Raw genomic sequence first — 19,247 nt, forward strand, 5'->3', positions numbered from 1 at the left:
AAGGGGCAGCATAGTATTCATGGCCAATAAATTTAAATCTCTACTTAACTGGGTACAGTCTGGCTCCCCTTGGATTTGGCTGACCGGTGGTGCGGTGAGTATCAGTATGCTTTCCGTGCTTGGATTGATGCTCTTAATCGGTTGGAAGGGACTAACGTACTTTTGGCCCGCTCCTCTGTACCAGTGGCAACTTGATGAGTCGACCCTTTCACAGGTTGAGCTAAATGGTTCACCTGATCGCCTTATCGGGCAGCTGTATGAGAATAAGTACATTCCTATCTCACAGATCCCGCAATCTCAAGAGTATTTATCTGAGCAACAACTCGCGACGGGTTTGGTGAAGCGCTTAAGCATTAAAGTAGCCAACCGAGAGCTATACCCAGCCGATTTCGTCTCTATTTTAGATATCAATTTGCAGCAGCCAACCGAGCCGCAAGAGTGGGCAGTGATAGAGCGCAGTCGAGGTGGATACTTCTTTGGTAAGCCGATTGGTTTTGAAAGCGCTGCTGGCTCAAGTGTGACCGATATAGATCAGTCTTTGGAAGATGGTCTTGCGTTTGCAGATGTGCTTCGTGAAGAAACCTCTCGGATCGTGAATCAAGAGATCCGTGGGATCAGTTGGCAATTAGAGAAGTTAAGACTTGAAAAGCGAAAGCTAGAGCTAAACTCAACGGTTAGCGATAGCTACTTAAAAAGTTATGAAGACACCCGACGTACACTCAATGAGCAGCTTGATGATGCCGAATTGCGTTTGGAGCAACTAAGAACTCAGCTCAACATCGAAAGCTTAATTGTTGAAGACATGACCGGGCAGCACGTTGAGATTCCTTTGAGCCATATTCTAGATTACTGGTATCCAAACCAGATGAACTATGCTGAGAAAGTGACGCATTGGTTTAAACAGATCTGGAAGTTTTTGTCGGAAAACCCGAGGGAGTCAAATTCAGAAGGTGGCGTTTTCCCAGCAATATTTGGTACTGTGTTGCTAGTGATATTAATGTCGATTGTGGTGATGCCTCTTGGTGTCATTGCTGCTATCTATCTTCATGAATATGCGAAGACTAATGCTCTCACGCGTCTAATTCGTATTGCGGTGATTAATTTAGCCGGTGTTCCGTCGATTGTGTATGGGGTATTTGGCTTAGGTTTCTTTGTTTATACGATCGGTGGCTCGATTGATACGCTGTTTTATGCTGAGCGTTTACCAGCTCCAACCTTTGGTACTCCTGGACTGTTATGGTCTTCACTGACTTTGGCTGTGTTAACTCTTCCCGTGGTTATTGTCACGACAGAAGAAGGTTTAACGCGAATCCCTAGTGCCGTTCGTCACGGTTCATTAGCTTTAGGGGCAACACAGTTTGAAACGCTATGGCGCATTGTGTTACCGATGGCAAGCCCAGCGATCATTACGGGTTTGATTCTCGCGATTGCGCGTGCAGCAGGCGAGGTAGCGCCATTGATGCTGGTGGGTGTCGTTAAGCTGGCATCTAGTTTACCGGTCGACGGTCAGTTCCCTTATGTGCATCTAGATCGAAAGTTCATGCATTTAGGCTTCCATATTTATGATGTTGGCTTTCAGACGTCAAACATCGAAGCGGCAAGACCATTGGTGTACGCCACATCGTTTCTTTTGGTTACTGTGATTGTTGGGTTGAACCTAACCGCGATTAATATCCGCAATAATTTGCGTGAGAAGTACCGAACCTTAGGACAAGATTAGATGTTTTCAATTAATGAAACCTTGGGTTATTACGCCCCACTTGATGTACACAATCTAACGGATGAGCAAACCGCTATCTCGATTGAGGGGCTAAATCTTCATTACAAAGAGAGCCAAGCACTGGATGACATCTCAATGAAGATCCCTAAAGGACAGGTAACTGCATTTATCGGGCCTTCGGGGTGTGGAAAATCGACCTTGTTGCGCTGCATCAATCGAATGAATGATTTAGTGGAAGGGTGTCGAGTCTCTGGCAAAGTGAAACTTTATGGTCACAATGTTTATGATCCTCAAGTAGATGTTGCTACCTTGCGCCGACGCGTGGGTATGGTTTTTCAGAGACCAAACCCTTTCCCTAAGTCGATTTATGAAAATGTGGTTTACGGTCTGCGCCTTCAAGGTATGAGTAACAGTCGTGATCTTGATGATGCGGTCGAGCGCTCTTTGCGTGCAGCAGCGTTATGGGATGAAGTAAAGGATCGACTGCATGAAAACGCGTTTGGTTTGTCCGGTGGTCAGCAACAGCGTTTGGTGATTGCGCGTGCGGTGGCAATTGAACCTGAAGTCTTGTTATTGGATGAGCCAACCTCGGCACTCGACCCTATCTCAACACTGACGATTGAAGAACTGATTAACGATCTTAAAACGCAATACACGGTAGTGATTGTGACTCATAACATGCAACAAGCAGCGCGAGTGAGTGATCACACCGCCTTTATTCATATGGGTAAGTTGATCGAGTACTCAGATACAGATTCAATCTTTACATCACCATTGAAAAATCAAACAGAAGACTACATTACAGGAAGATACGGTTAAGTTTACTATCGTCATAGTAAGCCATCATTTAGGAGCGAACATGCATTTCGGTCGTCATATATCTGGACAATTTAACGTGGAGCTTGAGTCAATACGTACTCATGTTTTGACTATGGGCGGCCTCGTGGAGCAGCAGCTCTCTTTTGCAATGCAGGCACTGCATAAAGATGATATTGAATTGGCTAAGAAAGTGATTCGAGATGATCATAAGGTCAATGCAATGGAAGTGTCGATTGATGAGGCTTGTACTCGAATCATTGCCAAGCGACAACCCACAGCGAAAGATCTGCGTTTAATTATGGCGATCATTAAGACCATTACTGATCTTGAACGTATTGGTGATGTCGCATCTAAGATTGCTCAAGGTGCGATTGATATCCCTTCTACTAAGAACCAGAAATTCCATGTTTCATTAGAACCACTCTGTCGCCATGCTATTGCGATGCTGCATCAGGTTCTTGATGCTTTTGCACGCATGGATGTCGATGCTGCAGCGGAAGTGCATAAACTTGATGATAAGCTCGATGCTGAATATGAGGCGGTAATTCGCCAGTTGATGACGTATATGATGGAAGACCCCAAAAACATCCCCAATATTCTACAAGTGATGTGGTCGGCTCGTGCCATAGAACGTGTGGGAGATCGATGCCAAAACATTTGTGAGTACATCATCTATTTCGTGAAAGGGAAAGATGTACGCCATCTAGGAAACCAAAGCCTAGATGACGCTTTGAAATAGTCTGACGGCTTGAATAATAATCTTCGAAGCTGAGCCGCTATTTTTTGAAATTCGCTATTAGTACTAAAAACTGATGATGGCACCAAGATTGAGGTTAATCGTGGTGTCATAAGGGATATAAGTTTTGTTATGGTCGAAGATGTTCATATCAGCCCCAGCTCTTAGCGCGAGCACAGATGTTGCTTGGTAAACGTAAGCTCCTCCAATGCTCAATCCTGTAGCAGATTTGCTTTCCGTAACCTCCGAACGTGTTTTGTCGCCATCGTAGGTAGCAAAACCAATTTCAGCTTGAAATCCGTGCGTACCTTGCGCGCCAAAACTTTTTTGGATACCCAGTCGATATGAGTCAACAGACTCGTCATATCTGTCACTTTCATACCAAAGGTGAGAGTAGCTAAGGTAAACCGCATCAAAATTGGCGACTTCAGTCACTCCTGCCTGCATACCAAATCCATGGTAAGCACCAATTTTGAGTTCAGGGGAAAGGTGAAGACCGTTTGCATGAACAAATGGCGCGCTTAAAAAAGAGAGAGCTAGAGCAATATGTTTGAGTTTCATAGATGACCTACTAATCAGTGCCCACCTTGGCGAAATACTCCTTGATGCGATGGTTTAAAGTGTTGGGCTAAAACTTGTATCCGAAAGTAATGGATAGCTGATCGATGTCGTAGTCATCAAGCATCATAAAGTTGAAGCGAAGATCACTGTATAAGCCAAAGTCAAAGTGTGCGCGTACACCTGCACCCATCAGAATAGAGGTATCGTTTCTTGAGATGGTGTAGCTATCTTGTACATCGCTAATTGTTTGTTTATCAATGATGCGGGCTAAACCAATTGCGCCATAAGGTTTAAGATTGAACCCATCTAAATCAAATGTATAACCAATGTCTGAGTCTAACTTAATGGTTGTGACTTTCGACTCGTACTTAATACTGCTGAAGCTGTAATCGTCGGTGATGTAATCCATCGATGCGTTAAAGCCAAAAATACGGTTTAAATCGTAACCATATTCCAGCTTGAGTCCGCTACCTAAATCGGCATTTGGATATCCGGAATACACATAGTCTATTTCAGCAGTAGAGAAGCCAGCACCTACTCGATGACCCGAAAAGGCATCTTGTGCAGCAAAGCTAGCCGTTGATAAAAGGGCGGTAGTTAAAGCGATTGTTTGTACAATTTTCATAACACTCTCATTAATAATTAAAGTAAGCGCATCCAGCACTTAGGTGAATAAGCTCCCTGAAGAAAAAGGTCCCCCACCATCCTTAGTAGGGGAGAGAGTGTTACTTGAAGTTAAACTGGACACCCACGCCACCAGAGACATCTGATGATGAGTACTTGCCTGAGGTCTCGTAGTTGAATGTGCCTGATACGCTCAGTTGTTCACTGATACCGTAAGCGCCACCTAGAGCAATCGCTTCTTTAGAGCCAGCAAAACCAACACCTGCACCGACAGCAAATTCACCGTTAGTCACGAATGGGCGTGCGTTCGTTACCGCGTGTAAGCTCGCACGGATACCATCCATCTGCTCTTGATGCTCATTGAACTTTTGGTTGTACTCTTCAGCCATTGCTTGGAAGCCAAGTTCTAGAGCAGAAGTTCGCTCTGATTCGGTTGGGCCTGAAATGTCAGGAGCGTAGTCACCATCTTGGATTGGATGCTCTGGCTGAATTTCAACAGGATTACTTGGTGTACCTTGAATTGGGTTTGTAGGGCGTTGTGGCTGCGGACGATCCGGGATACCAGGTACGCCATTGTCAACTTCAGGAAGAACAGGTTGTTCTGGCGCTGCTTCAATTGGTGGCTGAACATGTACAGGTGGTTGTGGACGGTCTGGTACACCAGGAACACTATTGTCGATACCTGGAAGCACAGGTTGCTCCGGTACTGCTTCGATTGGATTTGTTGGTTGATTCCAAATTGGGTTTTGAACTTCTGCTTCTGCAAAAGCATTGAAAGAAAATGCGCTAGCTAGAGATACCGCAATAATTGATTTTTTCATTGAATACACTCTCAATAATTTGAATATTGAGCATCCCTACTATGGCTTAATTGGTTGACTCCGTGTCGATGGAGTGAATATTAAACAGTGTATTATTTTTAGGCTAAGTAGAGTTTCATATAAGGTTGATAAGTATTACTTATTAAGTTGTTCTTTGAGTGCCTTCTTGACCACGCTATCGAGCCAGTTGTGTAAAGGGTTATTGCGGTTTTTGATGTGAATGTGGTTGTATACGGAGATCGTTTTTTCCTCCTCTTCGAGATCCACATCAATAACTCGTAGGTTAGGGTAATTTTGGATAGGAAAGAGGTTTGAATGTGGCATATGCATATCGGAATTGAGCAATACATCGATGATGGCTAATACCATCTCGGATCGGAAGCCGACGCGATGGGGAATCGAATACGCGTCAAGCACTTTAGAAGCTTGGCTGAAATTGTCGTTCCACCCTGGTGATATTAGAGATGCGATTTCGTAGCCTGCAAGATCTTGCGGTTTGACGGTGGACTGTTTAATTGGATGGTCTTTTCGTACAAAGAGTCTGCCCTCAATATCAACAAGCTTTTGAGCGTAAATTTCTTTAGATACATAAGGGAGTTGGTACGCAATTCCCATCAAAACATCACCCTTTCGAATATCCTCGGCAGAAGCTGTAGTCCAACTTGCCAGTTCCAATTTACAGTTTGGGGCTTGCTGTGTGATGGTTTTGTAGAGTGAGCCGGACAAGCAAGCGAGTACTACGGGTGATAGGGCAATTTTTATTGGGTAATCGATCTCTTTAGGGTCAAAACCATAGGAAGAGTTCACGGCACTTTTAATCCCATCTATATGCGGTGCAAGTTCATTGGCCAATTGCTCGCTAAAATGAGTAGGTTGTAATCCGCCATGCACCTTAACAAATAGGTCATCACCAAAATGGTGTCTGAGTTTTTGCAATGCTTGGCTCACTGCGGGTTGTGTAACGAAAAGACGCTCAGCGGCCTTACGAGTATTTTTTTCCTGATGAACAATCAAAAAGGTTCGTAGCAAGTTAAGGTCGAGTGTGCCAAATAAATCCTTTGCCATATCTATCCGTTAATGTCGTTAACTGGTTTAAACAATATACGCGACTCTAATCGATAAACCAGTATTACTCGGTAACGCTTTGTTAAACAATTAAATGTGATTGAGGATTACGGTTTTTACGGCTCTTATTTTTTCTGAGCTAGTAATAGGAATAAGGTAATCATCAACATCGTGGTTTCCCATTTTTGTAGATGATGTTGCCTTCATGCTGCTAGTACGGGTAGTTTTTCCGGATAAATGCAGTGCATCAACATTAGATGAATCTAACAGAATCGACGCATTTGCGGCGTTTACACCAGCTCCCGCCATGATATCAATGCGTCCGCTCGCCTGTTTTACCATTTCCGTTAAGATATCAATTCCAAGCTCAGCAGTTAGAGCAAGTCCGGAAGTGAGAATTCTTTCAAAGCCCAATTCGATAGCTTGTTCTAATGCACGTTCATAATCTGCGCAAACATCAATCGCTCGATGGAGAGTCATACCCAAGTTGAGGCTCTTTGCCTTGTTAGTGAGTTGCTCTAATGCGCTTATGTCCAGACTGCCATCCGAGTTGGTTACGCCTAATACGACCCCTGAAAGCCCTGCAATAGAAGCTGCCTCAATATCTTCAAGCATGCACTCGATATCTTCTGAGCTAAAGATAAAGTCTCCCTGTCTTGGCCTGATCATGGCATAAACTGGAACGGAAGAGTGCTCAGCCGCTTTCTTCATAAAACCAAAACTTGGCGTTAGCCCACCTAGAGAGAGAGATGAGCAGAGCTCTATGCGATCTGCTCCCCCATCTATTGCAAGGTGAAGGGATTCGAGATTATCGATACATACTTCTAATTCAGGTTTCATTTTGTCGTTCCGAAGAGGGGATAACTGGATGATAGCAATAGCGAGTAATGAAAGGGTAGAGGGAAAGGGAACGAAATAGGGGTAAATCTTTTCGGTAATCGCTGCCTCAATTGAGAGAAATGGGTAAGAAGGTTCTGATCAATATAAGAAAAGCCCGAAGCGTGAACTTCGGGCTTTTAATAAGACTTTACTTCTTAACTGATTGGCGTTGCACTTTGTGCTATTGCTTTACGCTTCTTGTGCCTTTGGCTACTAAGAGAGCTTCCAACCATTCACCCGAGTTGAGCGCGGGCTTAAGAATGTAATTACTTGCTTAGGTCGTCTGCGTGCTCAGATAGGAATGCTGCAACACCTTTTGGAGATGCGTCCATACCTGATTTACCTTCTTCCCATTGTGCTGGACAAACTTCACCGTTCTTCTCGTGGAAGTTTAGTGCGTCAACCATGCGTAGCATTTCGTCGATGTTACGGCCTAGTGGTAGGTCGTTAACAACTTGGTGACGTACAAGACCGTCTGCGTCGATTAGGAAAGAACCACGGAAAGCAACACCAGCTTCTGGGTGCTCAACGTCGTATGCTTTACAGATTTCGTGCTTAACGTCAGCAACTAGTGGGTACTTAACTTGACCGATACCGCCATCAGCGATAGCAGTGTTACGCCATGCGTTGTGAGAGAATTGAGAATCGATAGAAACACCGATTACTTCAACGCCTTTAGCTTGGAAATCTTCAAGACGGTTGTCGAAAGCGATAAGCTCAGAAGGACAAACGAAAGTGAAGTCTAGTGGGTAGAAGAAAACAACCGCTTTCTTACCTTTTGTGAATTCTGCGAAGTTGAAGTTGTCAACGATTTCGCCGTTACCTAGAACAGCTGCTGCAGTAAAGTCAGGGGCTTGACGACCTACTAGTACCATTTTGGAATCTCCTAAAAAATTAGTTGGCCCAATACTTCTTTGATTGGGCTCCGTTTCTACGCGACAAACTATAGTACAATCGGTACTATAGAAAAAAGCGAATTAAATAGATTGAGTTCATCGAAAAAAGCGATAAACCCATTCTTTGTCCTTTCCAAGTCTATTGACCATTCCAGGTGGGTAGACTCCAACTTATCTTACTCATATTACAAAGTAATTTCATGAATAAATGGCCAAGTCTTAAGCAACTTCACTATCTAGTGACACTACATGAAACACGCCACTTCGGGGATGCGGCCGAGCGTTGTTTTGTTAGTCAATCAACCCTGAGTAAAGGAATACAAAACCTCGAAGAGTTGATTGGGTGTCCTCTATACGAAAAGAAAGACAAGAAGAGCCCATTGGTGTTTACTCATGCAGGTGAACAAGTAGTGGAGCATGGCAGAGAGTTGCTAGCCAAAGGACAAGACTTAGTTGAATTAGGGAGATTGTGCCAAGGCGGCGATATGCAGGGGCAACTTAAAGTGGGCTGTATTCCGACGATAGCTCCTTTTCTTCTGTGTAACTTAGTTCAAGAGGTTAATGTTCGCTTCCCTGAATTGAATATGTTGCTACGTGAAGACACCACGACCAATCTGCTGGCAGCTTTACGCCAAGGTGAACTGGATGTGTTGATTTTGGCACTTCCTGTCGATATTGACGGAATGGAGAGCCAGATTGTTGGTAGTGATCCATTCCGTATGATCATCAGTCGCAATCAGGCGGATGCGATTCGCACGCCAATCAAATATGCAGACCTTCCGGATGAGTCGGTGTTTCTTTTAGAAAAAGAGCACTGTTTAACAGAACATGCAGTGTCGGCTTGCCAGCTAACCGATAAAGAGAAGATCAATCCATTCTCAGCAACCAGTCTTCATACGCTAGTGCAAATGGTCGCCAATGGTTTAGGCACAACATTCATTCCGCAAATGGCGATTGATCATGGCTTGATTGAGAACCAGAACTTAGTAGTAGTTGATGCTCCGGGGCAGCAAGCCCACCGTCATATTGGCTTAGTTTGGCGTCCTAGCTCTTCACGAGTAAGCACATTCAATCAGTTGGCAGAGGTTGTTTCTGAGTTACTTTGATCTTTTTTGTATTCACGATAGCAATAAGTATTAAGTTGAATAGTTGAAACTCACATAAAAAGCACACTGTATTAGGTGTGCTTTTTAGTATTTTATGCTGCGGATAAGCATTTATTTGACTACAAATGATCGAGGTTCTGTTAAGTAGCTTTCATTCATTTGTGAAATTTTACACGCTTAATTTTACACACCTCTTTTGGGCTCTTGTTTAACTTCCCTGATGCATATGTATTTCAGCCATTGACACTTAACGACTTCTTTCTGTTTTCTTGGAATCAAACAACTGTTTTAAACTATTAGGTGCTCAATTTTTCGACGTAATAAAATTACGTAAATTATCGAAGGGTTGGCGATCAAATAGTGGCTGAGATCACAACGATATAAAGCTTTGAATTTAACTTTTTATTAACTTTAGACCTTTTGCTCTATGTTTGTTTGAGGTAACTTAACTGCATGAAGATTAAGACTTATGTCTAGGTGGCTCTTGCTTGTAATCGATTTCAAATTTGGAGATGGTAATAGGCGAAGGCAACTCGAAGCAGCCAAAGATAGAGCAAGCAACCCATACAATATAATTAGCTTGCGGCTGTAAGATGTAGTTTTTGAGTTACAAATATTTTTAGATTTATAGTGATAGTGTCGAACAGGCAAGCTTGAGGGATTAGGTACCCTTTCACCTAGCCCTTAAGTTATTTTCCCGAAATGAAGCCCAAACCTTTTTATCTGTGCAAGCGTGCAGGATGTGAAATCAAGGAGTGCAGTGACAAGCGAAGCAATAAGTAGGAAGGCCGCCTACCTATATAAGAATGAAAACCAGATCGAGCAATAACAAGATTCCTTACTGTTTACAGGAACGCATGAAACCCTGACCTTCGAGCGGCCCAATCCAGCCGCTCATTTTTTTGTCTGTCGTCTATAAAATTCATTGAGCGAGATGAACGGAATCAAGCTTGTTGAATTCTATTGAGACAATAAGCCCGCTTTAAAGAGTGTTTTTTAAACTTCAATCTCTTCCGGTTCACTCTCTTCTTGCAACTCTAAAAGATTGATTGCAATCGTTACGAAGTCACTGTCTGTGATGATACCAACCAATTCACCGTGTTCTACGACTGGTAGACAACCAACCTTATGTTTCTGCATGTAAATAGCCGACTCTTTTAGCCCTGCTCTTGGTTCAACCGACATGACGTTTTTGTGCATGATGTCATTAAGTGGTGTGGCGAGAGTATAAGATTGAGCTTGAGGGATATTTTGTAGGCTAGATTCTTGAGCGGCAAGGACATCGCGTTGAGTAACGACACCAAGCAGTTTTCTGTCTGCATCCACGACTGGAATGTGCCGAATATCCAAGGCTTCCATAGTGTGTTTTGCATCGGCGAGTGAGTGTGAGCGCAATAGGGTATGAGGGTTGCGAGTCATCATGTCTTCAACCTTGATCATACGGACCTCCTTATTATTCTATTTTACTGCTTCTACTATAGATTTATCTCCTCAAAATATCTGAGAGCTAACTCATTATTGGGTGACTTTTATGCAACAAATGTCGTTAAAGTCATGTACGATTTCGAGTCGATTTTTTACGCCTATTTACAATAATCAGGCACTCAAAACCTTGCTATTGCGTCACGTGCGCCTATACTAGCCCACTGCGAAAAATTTAGTCGCGGCTTCGTGTCGTCTACTGAATTGACCTCATCCAACTAAACAAGACTAGAAGAATGCAAGTTTCAGATTTTCACTTTGACCTACCCGATGAACTTATTGCTCGCTATCCACAAGAGGAGCGCACAGCAAGCCGCCTATTAAAACTGGATGGCAACACGGGTAACTTAAATGATGGTTCGTTTAAAGACGTTCTAGACTTGGTTGAACCCGGTGATTTAGTGGTTTTCAACAACACTCGCGTTATCCCAGCTCGAGTGTTCGGTCGTAAAGCATCTGGCGGTAAGTTAGAAGTGCTGGTTGAGCGCATGTTGGATGAGAAAAGTATTCTTGCACACGTTCGTTGTTCAAAATCACCAAAACCAGGCACACAGTTGTTCTTGGGTGAGAACGATGAGTATGAAGCAGAGATGGTCGCGCGTCATGATGCACTGTTTGAGATTCGCTTTACTTCTGAGGAGAGCGTACTAGATATCTTGAACAGCGTTGGTCATATGCCGCTACCACCTTATATCGATCGTCCTGATGAAGACGCAGATAAAGAACGTTACCAAACGGTTTACAACGAAAAGCCTGGTGCAGTTGCTGCACCAACGGCAGGTCTCCACTTTGATGACAAGCTGATGGCGGATATGAAAGCCAAAGGTGTGGAATTCGCTTATGTAACACTTCACGTTGGTGCAGGTACATTCCAGCCGGTTAAAGTAGACAACATCAATGATCACCACATGCATGCTGAGTACGTAGAAGTACCGCAAGAGGTTGTGGACGCAATCGCGGCAACCAAGGCTCGCGGTGGACGTATCATCGCTGTAGGCACCACATCAGTCCGTTCACTTGAAAGTGCGGCACAAGATGCTCTGAAGAAAGGTACTGAGTTAGTTCCGTTCTTTGGTGACACTGAGATCTTTATCTTCCCTGGTTATGAATACCAGCTGGTGGATTGCCTAATCACTAACTTCCACCTGCCTGAATCGACTTTGATTATGCTGGTGAGTGCCTTTGCTGGTTACGACAACGTGATGGGTGCTTACGATCATGCAGTGAAGAGTGAATACCGCTTCTTCAGCTATGGTGACGCGATGTTCATCAACAAGAAAACAAGCTAATTTTAGCCAGTAATAAGCGATATAAATAGAATTTACGGGTGCTAGCAGTAGGCTAGGAGAGAGGTTGAGTATCAGCCTCTTTCTCGCAAGGAATCCGCGACCGCTCCTCATAGAGTCTTAAGACGAACTTAAGCTCTGAATTAACAGTCAGATTGTTTCTCTGGCATATTGGAGGCTTCGTGAAATTAAAATACGAACTTAAGAAAACAAACGCTGGTGCACGCCGTGGTCAGCTTCAGTTTGAACGTGGTACGGTGGAAACTCCGGCATTCATGCCTGTGGGCACGTACGGTACAGTAAAAGGCATGACACCTGAAGAAGTAAAAGACACAGGTGCAGAGATCTTACTGGGTAACACGTTCCACTTATGGTTACGTCCTGGTCAAGAGATCATGAAAATGCACGGTGACTTGCACGATTTTATGAACTGGCAAGGTCCTATCCTTACCGATTCAGGCGGCTTCCAAGTATTCAGCTTAGGTGCGATGCGTAAAATCACTGAAGAGGGTGTACATTTCCGTAACCCAGTAAACGGTGACAAGATCTTCATGGACGCTGAAAAGTCTATGGAAATCCAAAAAGACCTAGGTTCAGACATCGTGATGATCTTCGATGAGTGTACGCCTTACCCAGCGACACACAAAGAAGCGAAAGACTCTATGGAGATGTCTCTACGTTGGGCAGAGCGTTCACGCAACCACTTCGACAAACTTGAAAACCCGAACTCACTATTCGGTATCGTTCAAGGTGGTGTATACGAAGACCTACGTGATGTATCTGTTAAAGGCCTAACTGAGATTGGCTTCGACGGTTATGCGGTTGGTGGTCTAGCAGTAGGCGAACCAAAAGAAGATATGCACCGCATTCTTGAGCACACATGTCCTCAACTGCCTGAAGATAAGCCTCGCTACCTAATGGGCGTTGGTAAACCTGAAGACCTAGTTGAAGGTGTTCGTCGTGGTATCGACATGTTTGACTGTGTAATGCCGACGCGAAACGCACGTAACGGTCACCTATTTGTGACTGAAGGTGTGATCAAGATCCGTAATGCGAAGCATAAAACGGATACAACGCCACTAGATTCAGAGTGTGACTGTTACACTTGTAAGAACTACAGCAAGTCTTACCTACATCATCTAGACCGTTGTAACGAAATCCTAGGTGCGCGTCTGAACACGATTCACAACCTGCGCTTCTACCAACGTGTTATGTCTGATATCCGTAGAGCGATTGATGAAGACCGTTTTGAAGAGTTTGTGGAAGAGTTCTACGCAAGAATGGGACGTGAAGTTCCACCACTGGGTAAAGAATCTTAGTATTTCTTTTGCGAGCCCCGTCTCTATTCATAGGGATGGGGCTTGAAAATAAAGGGATGCAACCCAATAAGACAAACAATTACGAAAATATAAATAGAGGATGTTTTAATGTTTATTTCTCAAGCACATGCAGCAGCAGAAGGTGCACCAGCTGGCGGCGGTTTTGAAATGCTAATCATGCTAGGTATGTTCGCGGTGATCTTCTACTTCATGATCTACCGTCCACAAGCTAAGCGTGTTAAAGAGCACAAAAACCTAATGGCTTCTATGGGTAAAGGCGACGAAGTTTTAACAAGCGGTGGTCTAATCGGTAAGATTACTAAAATCGCTGAAGACAACGACTACGTTGCAATCGAGCTGAACCCAAACAACGAAGTAGTGATCAAGAAAGACTTCGTTACAGCAGTGCTACCAAAAGGTACTCTGAAATCTCTATAAACAGCTAGAGGATCCTCGCTGTGCTAAACCGTTATCCGTTATGGAAGTACCTGATGGTGATGTTTACCATTGCTATCGCTGCGTTGTACGCACTTCCAAATCTATACGGTGAAGATCCGGCAGTTCAAGTTACAGGGGCGCGTGGCGCCTCTGTAGATATGTCTACGCTGGATACTGTCACCAAAGCTCTTGAAGCTGAGAGCCTTTCTACTAAATCCGTTGCTCTAGAAAACGGTTCTATTCTTGTACGCTTTAACGATACCGATACTCAAATCAGTGCGCGTGATGTGATCACTGAAGCTTTGAATGAAGATGTTATCGTTGCCTTAAACTTAGCGGCTTCTACTCCAGACTGGCTTGAATCAATTGGTGCGGCACCAATGAAGCTTGGCCTTGACCTACGTGGTGGTGTTCACTTCTTGATGGAAGTGGATATGGACGCTGCGATGGAAAAGCTGGTGGGCCAACAAGAAGAAGCGTTCCGTAGCGAGCTTCGTGAAGAGAAAATTCGTTATCGTGCAATTCGCCCATCTGGTAAAGATGCGGTTGAAGTATTGCTGCGTAATGAAGAGCAACTAGCAGCGGCTAAGTCGTTGTTGGAATCTCTACACCCAGACATGACTTTCGTTGATTCTGAGTCAAACGGTCGCTTTTCTCTGATTGCTAACTTTACTGAAACGCGTCTTCAAGAGATTCGTAACTACGCAGTAGAGCAAAACATCACAATCCTTCGTAACCGTGTTAATGAATTGGGTGTTGCTGAGCCATTGGTTCAACGTCAAGGTGCTAGTCGCATTGTAGTTGAGCTTCCAGGTGTTCAAGACACAGCTCGCGCTAAAGAAATTCTTGGTGCGACAGCAACGCTTGAGTTCCGTGAAGTGGATAGCTCTGCGGATCTTGCAGCCGCTGCGGCAGGTCGTGCACCAGCAGGTAGCGAAATCAAGCAAGACCGTGATGGTCGCCCTGTAGTGCTTAAGAAGCGCGTGATTCTAGGCGGTTCAAGCATTACGGATGCAAGCTCAAGTGTTGATGAATATGGTCGCCCTCAAGTTAACATCTCGCTAGACAGCGAAGGTGGTAGCAAGATGTCTGCGTTCTCTCGCCAAAACATCGGTAAGCTAATGGCTACCGTATTTGCAGAGTACAAAGACAGCGGTCGTAAGACACCTGAAGGCAAAGTGATTCTGACCAAGCATGAAGAAGTGATTAACCAAGCAACGATTCAATCTGCGCTAGGCCGTAACTTCCGTATTACTGGTATCGATTCTGCTGCTGAAGCACACAACCTTGCACTTCTTCTACGTGCTGGTGCTCTGATTGCACCTATCTCGATTGTTGAAGAACGTACCATTGGTCCATCTATGGGTCAGCAGAACATTGACATGGGTATCATGGCGATGATCTGGGGTATGGCTGCAGTAATGCTATTTACGCTTATTTACTACCGTCGTTTTGGCCTGATTGCTAACGTAGCGCTAATGGCGAACTTGGTGCTGATTATCGGTGTAATGTCGATGATCCCAGGTGCAACCATGACGCTACCGGGTATCGCAGGTATCGTACTGACGGTGGGTATGGCGGTCGATGCGAACGTGCTTATTTTCGAACGTATTCGAGAAGAGTTACGTGAAGGTCGTAGCCCACAACAAGCGATTCACCAAGGTTACGCGAACGCATTCAGTACGATTGCCGATGCTAACATCACCACGCTTCTAACAGCTATCATTCTATTTGCTGTTGGTACGGGTGCGATTAAAGGCTTCGCGGTAACGCTGTCTATCGGTATTCTGACTTCTATGTTTACAGCTATTGTAGGTACACGTTGTATCGTGAACCTAATGTATGGCGGTAAACGCGTAGATAAACTGTCGATCTAAGGCTAGGAATTAATATGTTTCAGATTCTAAAAGCAGACAAATTGATCGACTTTATGCGTTGGTCAAAGGTAGCTTTTGTTCTTTCTATCTTAATGATTGGTACAGCCATCTTTACTCTATCAACCAAGTCGTTGAACTGGGGTCTAGACTTTACTGGCGGTACCCTGATTGAAGTGGGTTTTGAGCATCCAGCTAACCTTGAAAATATCCGTTCTGCACTAGAGGCAAAAGGCTTTGGTGACGCAACGGTACAGAACTTTGGTTCTGCACGTGATGTTATGGTTCGTCTACGCCCACGTGAAGGCGTTGCAGGCGAAACACTAGGTAACCAGATCTTATCAGCTATCGAACAGGGTACGGGTGAGCAAGTTGAAATGCGCCGTATCGAATTCGTTGGTCCAAACGTAGGTGATGAGCTAACAGAAGCGGGTGGCCTTGCTATTCTTGTTTCTCTTATCTGTATCTTGATCTACGTGTCGGTACGATTTGAATGGCGTTTGGCTGCAGGTGCCGTACTTGCATTGGCGCACGACGTTATCATTACACTGGGTGTTTTCTCTCTGATGCAAATCGAGGTAGACCTGACCATCGTCGCGGCATTGCTAACGGTTGTCGGTTACTCGCTCAACGATACCATCGTTGTATTTGACCGTATCCGTGAGAACTTCCGTAAGATGCGTAAAGGCGAAGCACCTGAAGTTCTAAACAGCTCAATCACACAAACATTGAGCCGTACATTGATCACTTCTGGTACAACCTTATTCGTAGTTATCGCACTGTTCGTTCAGGGCGGCGCTATGATTCATGGTTTCGCGACAGCACTTCTACTAGGTATTACCGTTGGTACTTACTCTTCTATCTACGTTGCATCTGCACTAGCTATGAAGTTGGGTATTACGCGTGAGCACCTAATGCCACCACAAGTGGAAAAAGAAGGCGAAGAGTTTGACGAAATGCCATAAGCCTTGGCTTATAACTTTCGATAAACCAGAAAACCGCTAGGCAACTAGCGGTTTTTTTACGTCTGTATGTTGTAGGAAGTTTAATAAGAATAGCGGTCGAAGTGAGCTGTACTTAATGTCACTAACCGCCACCCTGCTCGAATCTCGAATCTCGAATCTCGAATCTCGAATCTCGAATCTCGAATCTCGAATCTCGAACCTCTCGGAATCGCAGATACAAAAAAGCCCCGCTAATGCGAGGCTTCGAATCTTTCGGCTCTCATTTAGGAGAGCATCAACGTAAGGTCTGAATTACTTCAGCATACCTTCGTTTGCGTTCTCACGAACGTGCTTAAGAATAGCTTTAACACCACGTGCACTTGAAGCAACAACGTTACCAGACTTCATGTAGTCAGTACCGCCAGCAAAGTCAGTTAGAATTGCGCCAGCTTCACGAGCGATTAGGTCGCCTGCTGCCATGTCCCATGGTTTTAGGTCTAGCTCTAGGTAACCGTCAACACGGCCAGCCGCTAGGTAACATAGGTCTAGGGCTGGAGAACCAGTACGACGGAAATCAGAACAATCAACGAATAGACCAGAGATGATCTTCATGAAAGATTCTGAGTGCTGTTTAGCTTTGAATGGGAAACCTGCAGCTAGGATTGAACCTTGTAGGTCTTTCAGCTGAGTTACACGCATACGAGCGTTGTTTAGTTGAGCACCAGCGCCACGTTGAGCTGTGAATAGCTCGTTTAGCATTGGGTCGTAAACACACGCTACTTCAGTACGGCCGTTCATGCGAACTGCAATAGATACTGCGAAGTGTGGGAAGCCTTTAACGAAGTTGTTCGTGCCATCTAGTGGGTCAACGATCCATTGAACATCAGAGTCTTTACCTTCAGTAAGACCGTTCTCTTCAGAAACAATGCTGTGCTCTGGGTAAGAAGCTTTGATTGTTTCAATAATCATGTATTCAGCTTCTTTAGCAATATTTACAACGTAGTCGTTGTTGCCTTTCAAAGATGTTTCGATCTTATCTGTTGTTTCTAGAGATTTAGCAATGTGATTGCCTGCTTTACGCGCAGCGCGAATAGCAATGTTTAGCATTGGATGCATATGGAGATTCCCACAAGATGTTAAAGAACGATTTAAAGCGGCGGCGAGTATACCAAAGTTTTTGCAAAAGGGAAGTGGTTATTTTTTGAACTCTTGAAATCACATTCCGTGAAGGGTCTGACCATTTTACTTTGTGATGTGTTAATATCTCGCGATTATTTTTAAAGTGGTGTCATATAGCATGTTAGACAATGTAAAAGTCGTTCTCGTTGGTACTTCTCACTCGGGCAATATTGGCTCTGCCGCTCGTGCGATGAAAGTTATGGGTTTAAGCCAATTAGTGTTGGTGGATCCTCAGTGTGAAGTGGATGAGCAAACAATGGCTTTGGCAGCGGGTGCTGGTGATATCGCAGAAAACGCGAAAATTGTTTCAACATTAGAAGAAGCAGTAAAAGACTGTGGTCTTGTTGTTGGCTCAAGTGCACGCTCTCGTACATTGGAGTGGCCAATGCTAGAGCCTCGTGAGTGTGGCGAGAAATTTGCTATCGAGGGGCAAAAGCACCCAGTGGCACTTGTCTTTGGTCGTGAACGCACTGGTTTAACGAATGAAGAGCTACAAAAGTGTCACTACCATGTTTGCATTCCAGCAAACCCAGAATACAGCTCGTTGAATCTAGCGATGGCGGTTCAAACATTGAGCTATGAAGTTCGCGTTGCTCACCTAAATCAAGAGGCGAGTCAGTACCCTCCACAAGCAGAAGATGAGTACCCACGTCACGAAGAGCTCGAAATGTTTTATGAGCACCTTGAAAAAGTGATTACGGATACCCAATTTATCTCTAAGGACAAACCAGGTCAGGTGATGAATAAGCTTCGTCGTCTGTTTAGCCGTGCACGCCCTGAAATCCAAGAAATTAATACGCTGCGTGGTATTTTGACCTCAGTTGAGAAGTCTCAGAAGGGCGAATAAGTAACCACAAATTCCGTAAGGGTGAATACCTGACTAAAATAGTCAATTAAATACTTGACCATTTTAGTCAGGTATGGAAAAATTCCAACCACATAAACAATGTGGATACGGTGTGATATGAAACTTACATCTAAAGGAAGATATGCGGTCACAGCTATGCTAGATGTAGCACTGCATTCGCAAAAAAGCCCTGTACCTTTGGCTGACATCTCTGAACGTCAAGGTATTTCGTTATCTTACTTAGAACAACTATTTTCTAAGTTACGCAAAGCTGGCCTTGTGGCGAGTGTGCGTGGTCCTGGTGGTGGTTACCGCTTGGGCGCAGAAGCCGGTGACATTGCTGTCGGAACAGTGATTGCTGCCGTTGATGAATCGGTTGACGCTACTAAGTGTCACGGTCGTGGTGATTGCCAAGGTGGCACACGTTGCCTTACGCACACACTGTGGCGTGATCTAAGCTCCCGCATCAGCAGCTTCTTAAACGACATTACGCTCGGTGAGCTAATGAAAGACAACGAAGTTTTAGAAATTTCTGATCGTCAAGATATCGATCTTGCGGTTAATAATGGTTTTGCACATAAAAATACGAGCACTACAACGATTAGTGCAGCACCTCACGGTGTTAATGCCCGCTCTTAGCGGTCAGTTTTT

19 protein-coding genes are annotated in these 19,247 nt (G+C 44.4%); 11 read left to right on the plus strand and 8 right to left on the minus strand.

Features of this window, described 5'->3' with window-relative positions:
- The first annotated feature begins 19 nt into the window (after nt 1-19).
- From pstA to phoU, 3 genes are read left to right on the plus strand one after another with little or no spacing between them, the layout of a single operon-like run.
- On the plus strand, nt 20-1,720 hold the full coding sequence (gene pstA, locus L1D60_RS18040) for a phosphate ABC transporter permease PstA (RefSeq protein ID WP_239842320.1): 1,701 nt from the start codon (nt 20-22) through the stop codon (nt 1,718-1,720).
- Nucleotides 1,721-2,539: a phosphate ABC transporter ATP-binding protein PstB gene (gene pstB, locus L1D60_RS18045; protein ID WP_032551279.1), complete on the plus strand. Its 819-nt coding sequence runs from the start codon at nt 1,721-1,723 to the stop codon at nt 2,537-2,539. It abuts the gene before it with no gap.
- Between the two features lie 40 nt (nt 2,540-2,579).
- Entirely contained in the window at nt 2,580-3,278 is a 699-nt protein-coding gene (gene phoU, locus L1D60_RS18050; protein WP_032551280.1) for a phosphate signaling complex protein PhoU, read from the plus strand.
- Nucleotides 3,279-3,341: 63 nt separating this feature from the next.
- Here phoU and L1D60_RS18055 read toward each other — a convergent pair whose 3' ends face one another.
- The 6 genes from L1D60_RS18055 to L1D60_RS18080 all read right to left on the minus strand — a co-directional run bounded on the left by L1D60_RS18055 (nt 3,342) and on the right by L1D60_RS18080 (nt 8,100).
- Complete coding sequence (locus L1D60_RS18055; protein WP_239842321.1) at nt 3,342-3,836, minus strand: hypothetical protein; 495 nt, start codon at nt 3,834-3,836, stop codon at nt 3,342-3,344.
- Between the two features lie 67 nt (nt 3,837-3,903).
- Entirely contained in the window at nt 3,904-4,461 is a 558-nt protein-coding gene (locus L1D60_RS18060) for a porin family protein (RefSeq protein WP_239842322.1), read from the minus strand.
- Nucleotides 4,462-4,561: 100 nt separating this feature from the next.
- Nucleotides 4,562-5,281: a YadA C-terminal domain-containing protein gene (locus L1D60_RS18065; protein WP_239842323.1), complete on the minus strand. Its 720-nt coding sequence runs from the start codon at nt 5,279-5,281 to the stop codon at nt 4,562-4,564.
- Nucleotides 5,282-5,416: 135 nt separating this feature from the next.
- A complete protein-coding gene (locus tag L1D60_RS18070) occupies nt 5,417-6,346 on the minus strand; it encodes a LysR family transcriptional regulator (protein WP_239842324.1) in 930 nt (309 codons plus the stop codon).
- A 90-nt stretch (nt 6,347-6,436) separates the two neighbouring features.
- Complete coding sequence (locus L1D60_RS18075; RefSeq protein WP_239842325.1) at nt 6,437-7,186, minus strand: copper homeostasis protein CutC; 750 nt, start codon at nt 7,184-7,186, stop codon at nt 6,437-6,439.
- Between the two features lie 305 nt (nt 7,187-7,491).
- On the minus strand, nt 7,492-8,100 hold the full coding sequence (locus tag L1D60_RS18080; protein ID WP_004740353.1) for a peroxiredoxin C: 609 nt from the start codon (nt 8,098-8,100) through the stop codon (nt 7,492-7,494).
- Between the two features lie 221 nt (nt 8,101-8,321).
- On the opposite strand from L1D60_RS18080, the gene L1D60_RS18085 reads away from it, so the two are divergent.
- Entirely contained in the window at nt 8,322-9,227 is a 906-nt protein-coding gene (locus L1D60_RS18085; protein WP_239842326.1) for a hydrogen peroxide-inducible genes activator, read from the plus strand.
- 996 nt (nt 9,228-10,223) lie between these two features.
- On the opposite strand, the gene L1D60_RS18090 is transcribed toward L1D60_RS18085, so the two are convergent.
- The gene (locus L1D60_RS18090) at nt 10,224-10,667 is read right to left on the minus strand and encodes a CBS domain-containing protein (protein WP_239842327.1); all 444 of its coding nucleotides are present in this window, start codon (nt 10,665-10,667) and stop codon (nt 10,224-10,226) included.
- Between the two features lie 278 nt (nt 10,668-10,945).
- On the opposite strand from L1D60_RS18090, the gene queA reads away from it, so the two are divergent.
- The 5 genes from queA to secF all read left to right on the plus strand — a co-directional run bounded on the left by queA (nt 10,946) and on the right by secF (nt 16,591).
- Nucleotides 10,946-11,998, plus strand: a complete 1,053-nt coding sequence (gene queA, locus L1D60_RS18095) for a tRNA preQ1(34) S-adenosylmethionine ribosyltransferase-isomerase QueA (protein WP_152468200.1) — start codon at nt 10,946-10,948, stop codon at nt 11,996-11,998.
- 179 nt (nt 11,999-12,177) lie between these two features.
- Nucleotides 12,178-13,314, plus strand: a complete 1,137-nt coding sequence (gene tgt / locus L1D60_RS18100) for a tRNA guanosine(34) transglycosylase Tgt (RefSeq protein WP_239842328.1) — start codon at nt 12,178-12,180, stop codon at nt 13,312-13,314.
- Between the two features lie 108 nt (nt 13,315-13,422).
- On the plus strand, nt 13,423-13,752 hold the full coding sequence (yajC, locus tag L1D60_RS18105; RefSeq protein ID WP_032551291.1) for a preprotein translocase subunit YajC: 330 nt from the start codon (nt 13,423-13,425) through the stop codon (nt 13,750-13,752).
- Between the two features lie 20 nt (nt 13,753-13,772).
- Entirely contained in the window at nt 13,773-15,629 is a 1,857-nt protein-coding gene (gene secD / locus L1D60_RS18110) for a protein translocase subunit SecD (protein WP_261903655.1), read from the plus strand.
- A gap of 14 nt (nt 15,630-15,643) precedes the next feature.
- Nucleotides 15,644-16,591, plus strand: coding sequence for a protein translocase subunit SecF (gene secF / locus L1D60_RS18115; RefSeq protein WP_239842329.1), 948 nt, complete (start codon nt 15,644-15,646; stop codon nt 16,589-16,591).
- Between the two features lie 291 nt (nt 16,592-16,882).
- Here the strand turns inward: secF and suhB are convergent, their stop codons facing one another.
- Nucleotides 16,883-17,686 carry an inositol-1-monophosphatase gene (gene suhB / locus L1D60_RS18120; protein ID WP_032551298.1) on the minus strand — a complete coding sequence of 268 codons (804 nt, stop codon included), beginning with the start codon at nt 17,684-17,686 and terminating at the stop codon, nt 16,883-16,885.
- A 181-nt stretch (nt 17,687-17,867) separates the two neighbouring features.
- Between suhB and trmJ the strand changes: the two genes are divergently transcribed.
- Entirely contained in the window at nt 17,868-18,596 is a 729-nt protein-coding gene (trmJ, locus tag L1D60_RS18125; protein ID WP_239842330.1) for a tRNA (cytosine(32)/uridine(32)-2'-O)-methyltransferase TrmJ, read from the plus strand.
- Between the two features lie 117 nt (nt 18,597-18,713).
- Nucleotides 18,714-19,235, plus strand: a complete 522-nt coding sequence (iscR, locus tag L1D60_RS18130) for a Fe-S cluster assembly transcriptional regulator IscR (RefSeq protein WP_084181864.1) — start codon at nt 18,714-18,716, stop codon at nt 19,233-19,235.
- Nucleotides 19,236-19,247 lie beyond the last annotated feature (12 nt).

The organism is Vibrio sp. Isolate30 (genome assembly GCF_022397975.1).
Lineage (GTDB): Bacteria > Pseudomonadota > Gammaproteobacteria > Enterobacterales > Vibrionaceae > Vibrio > Vibrio fortis.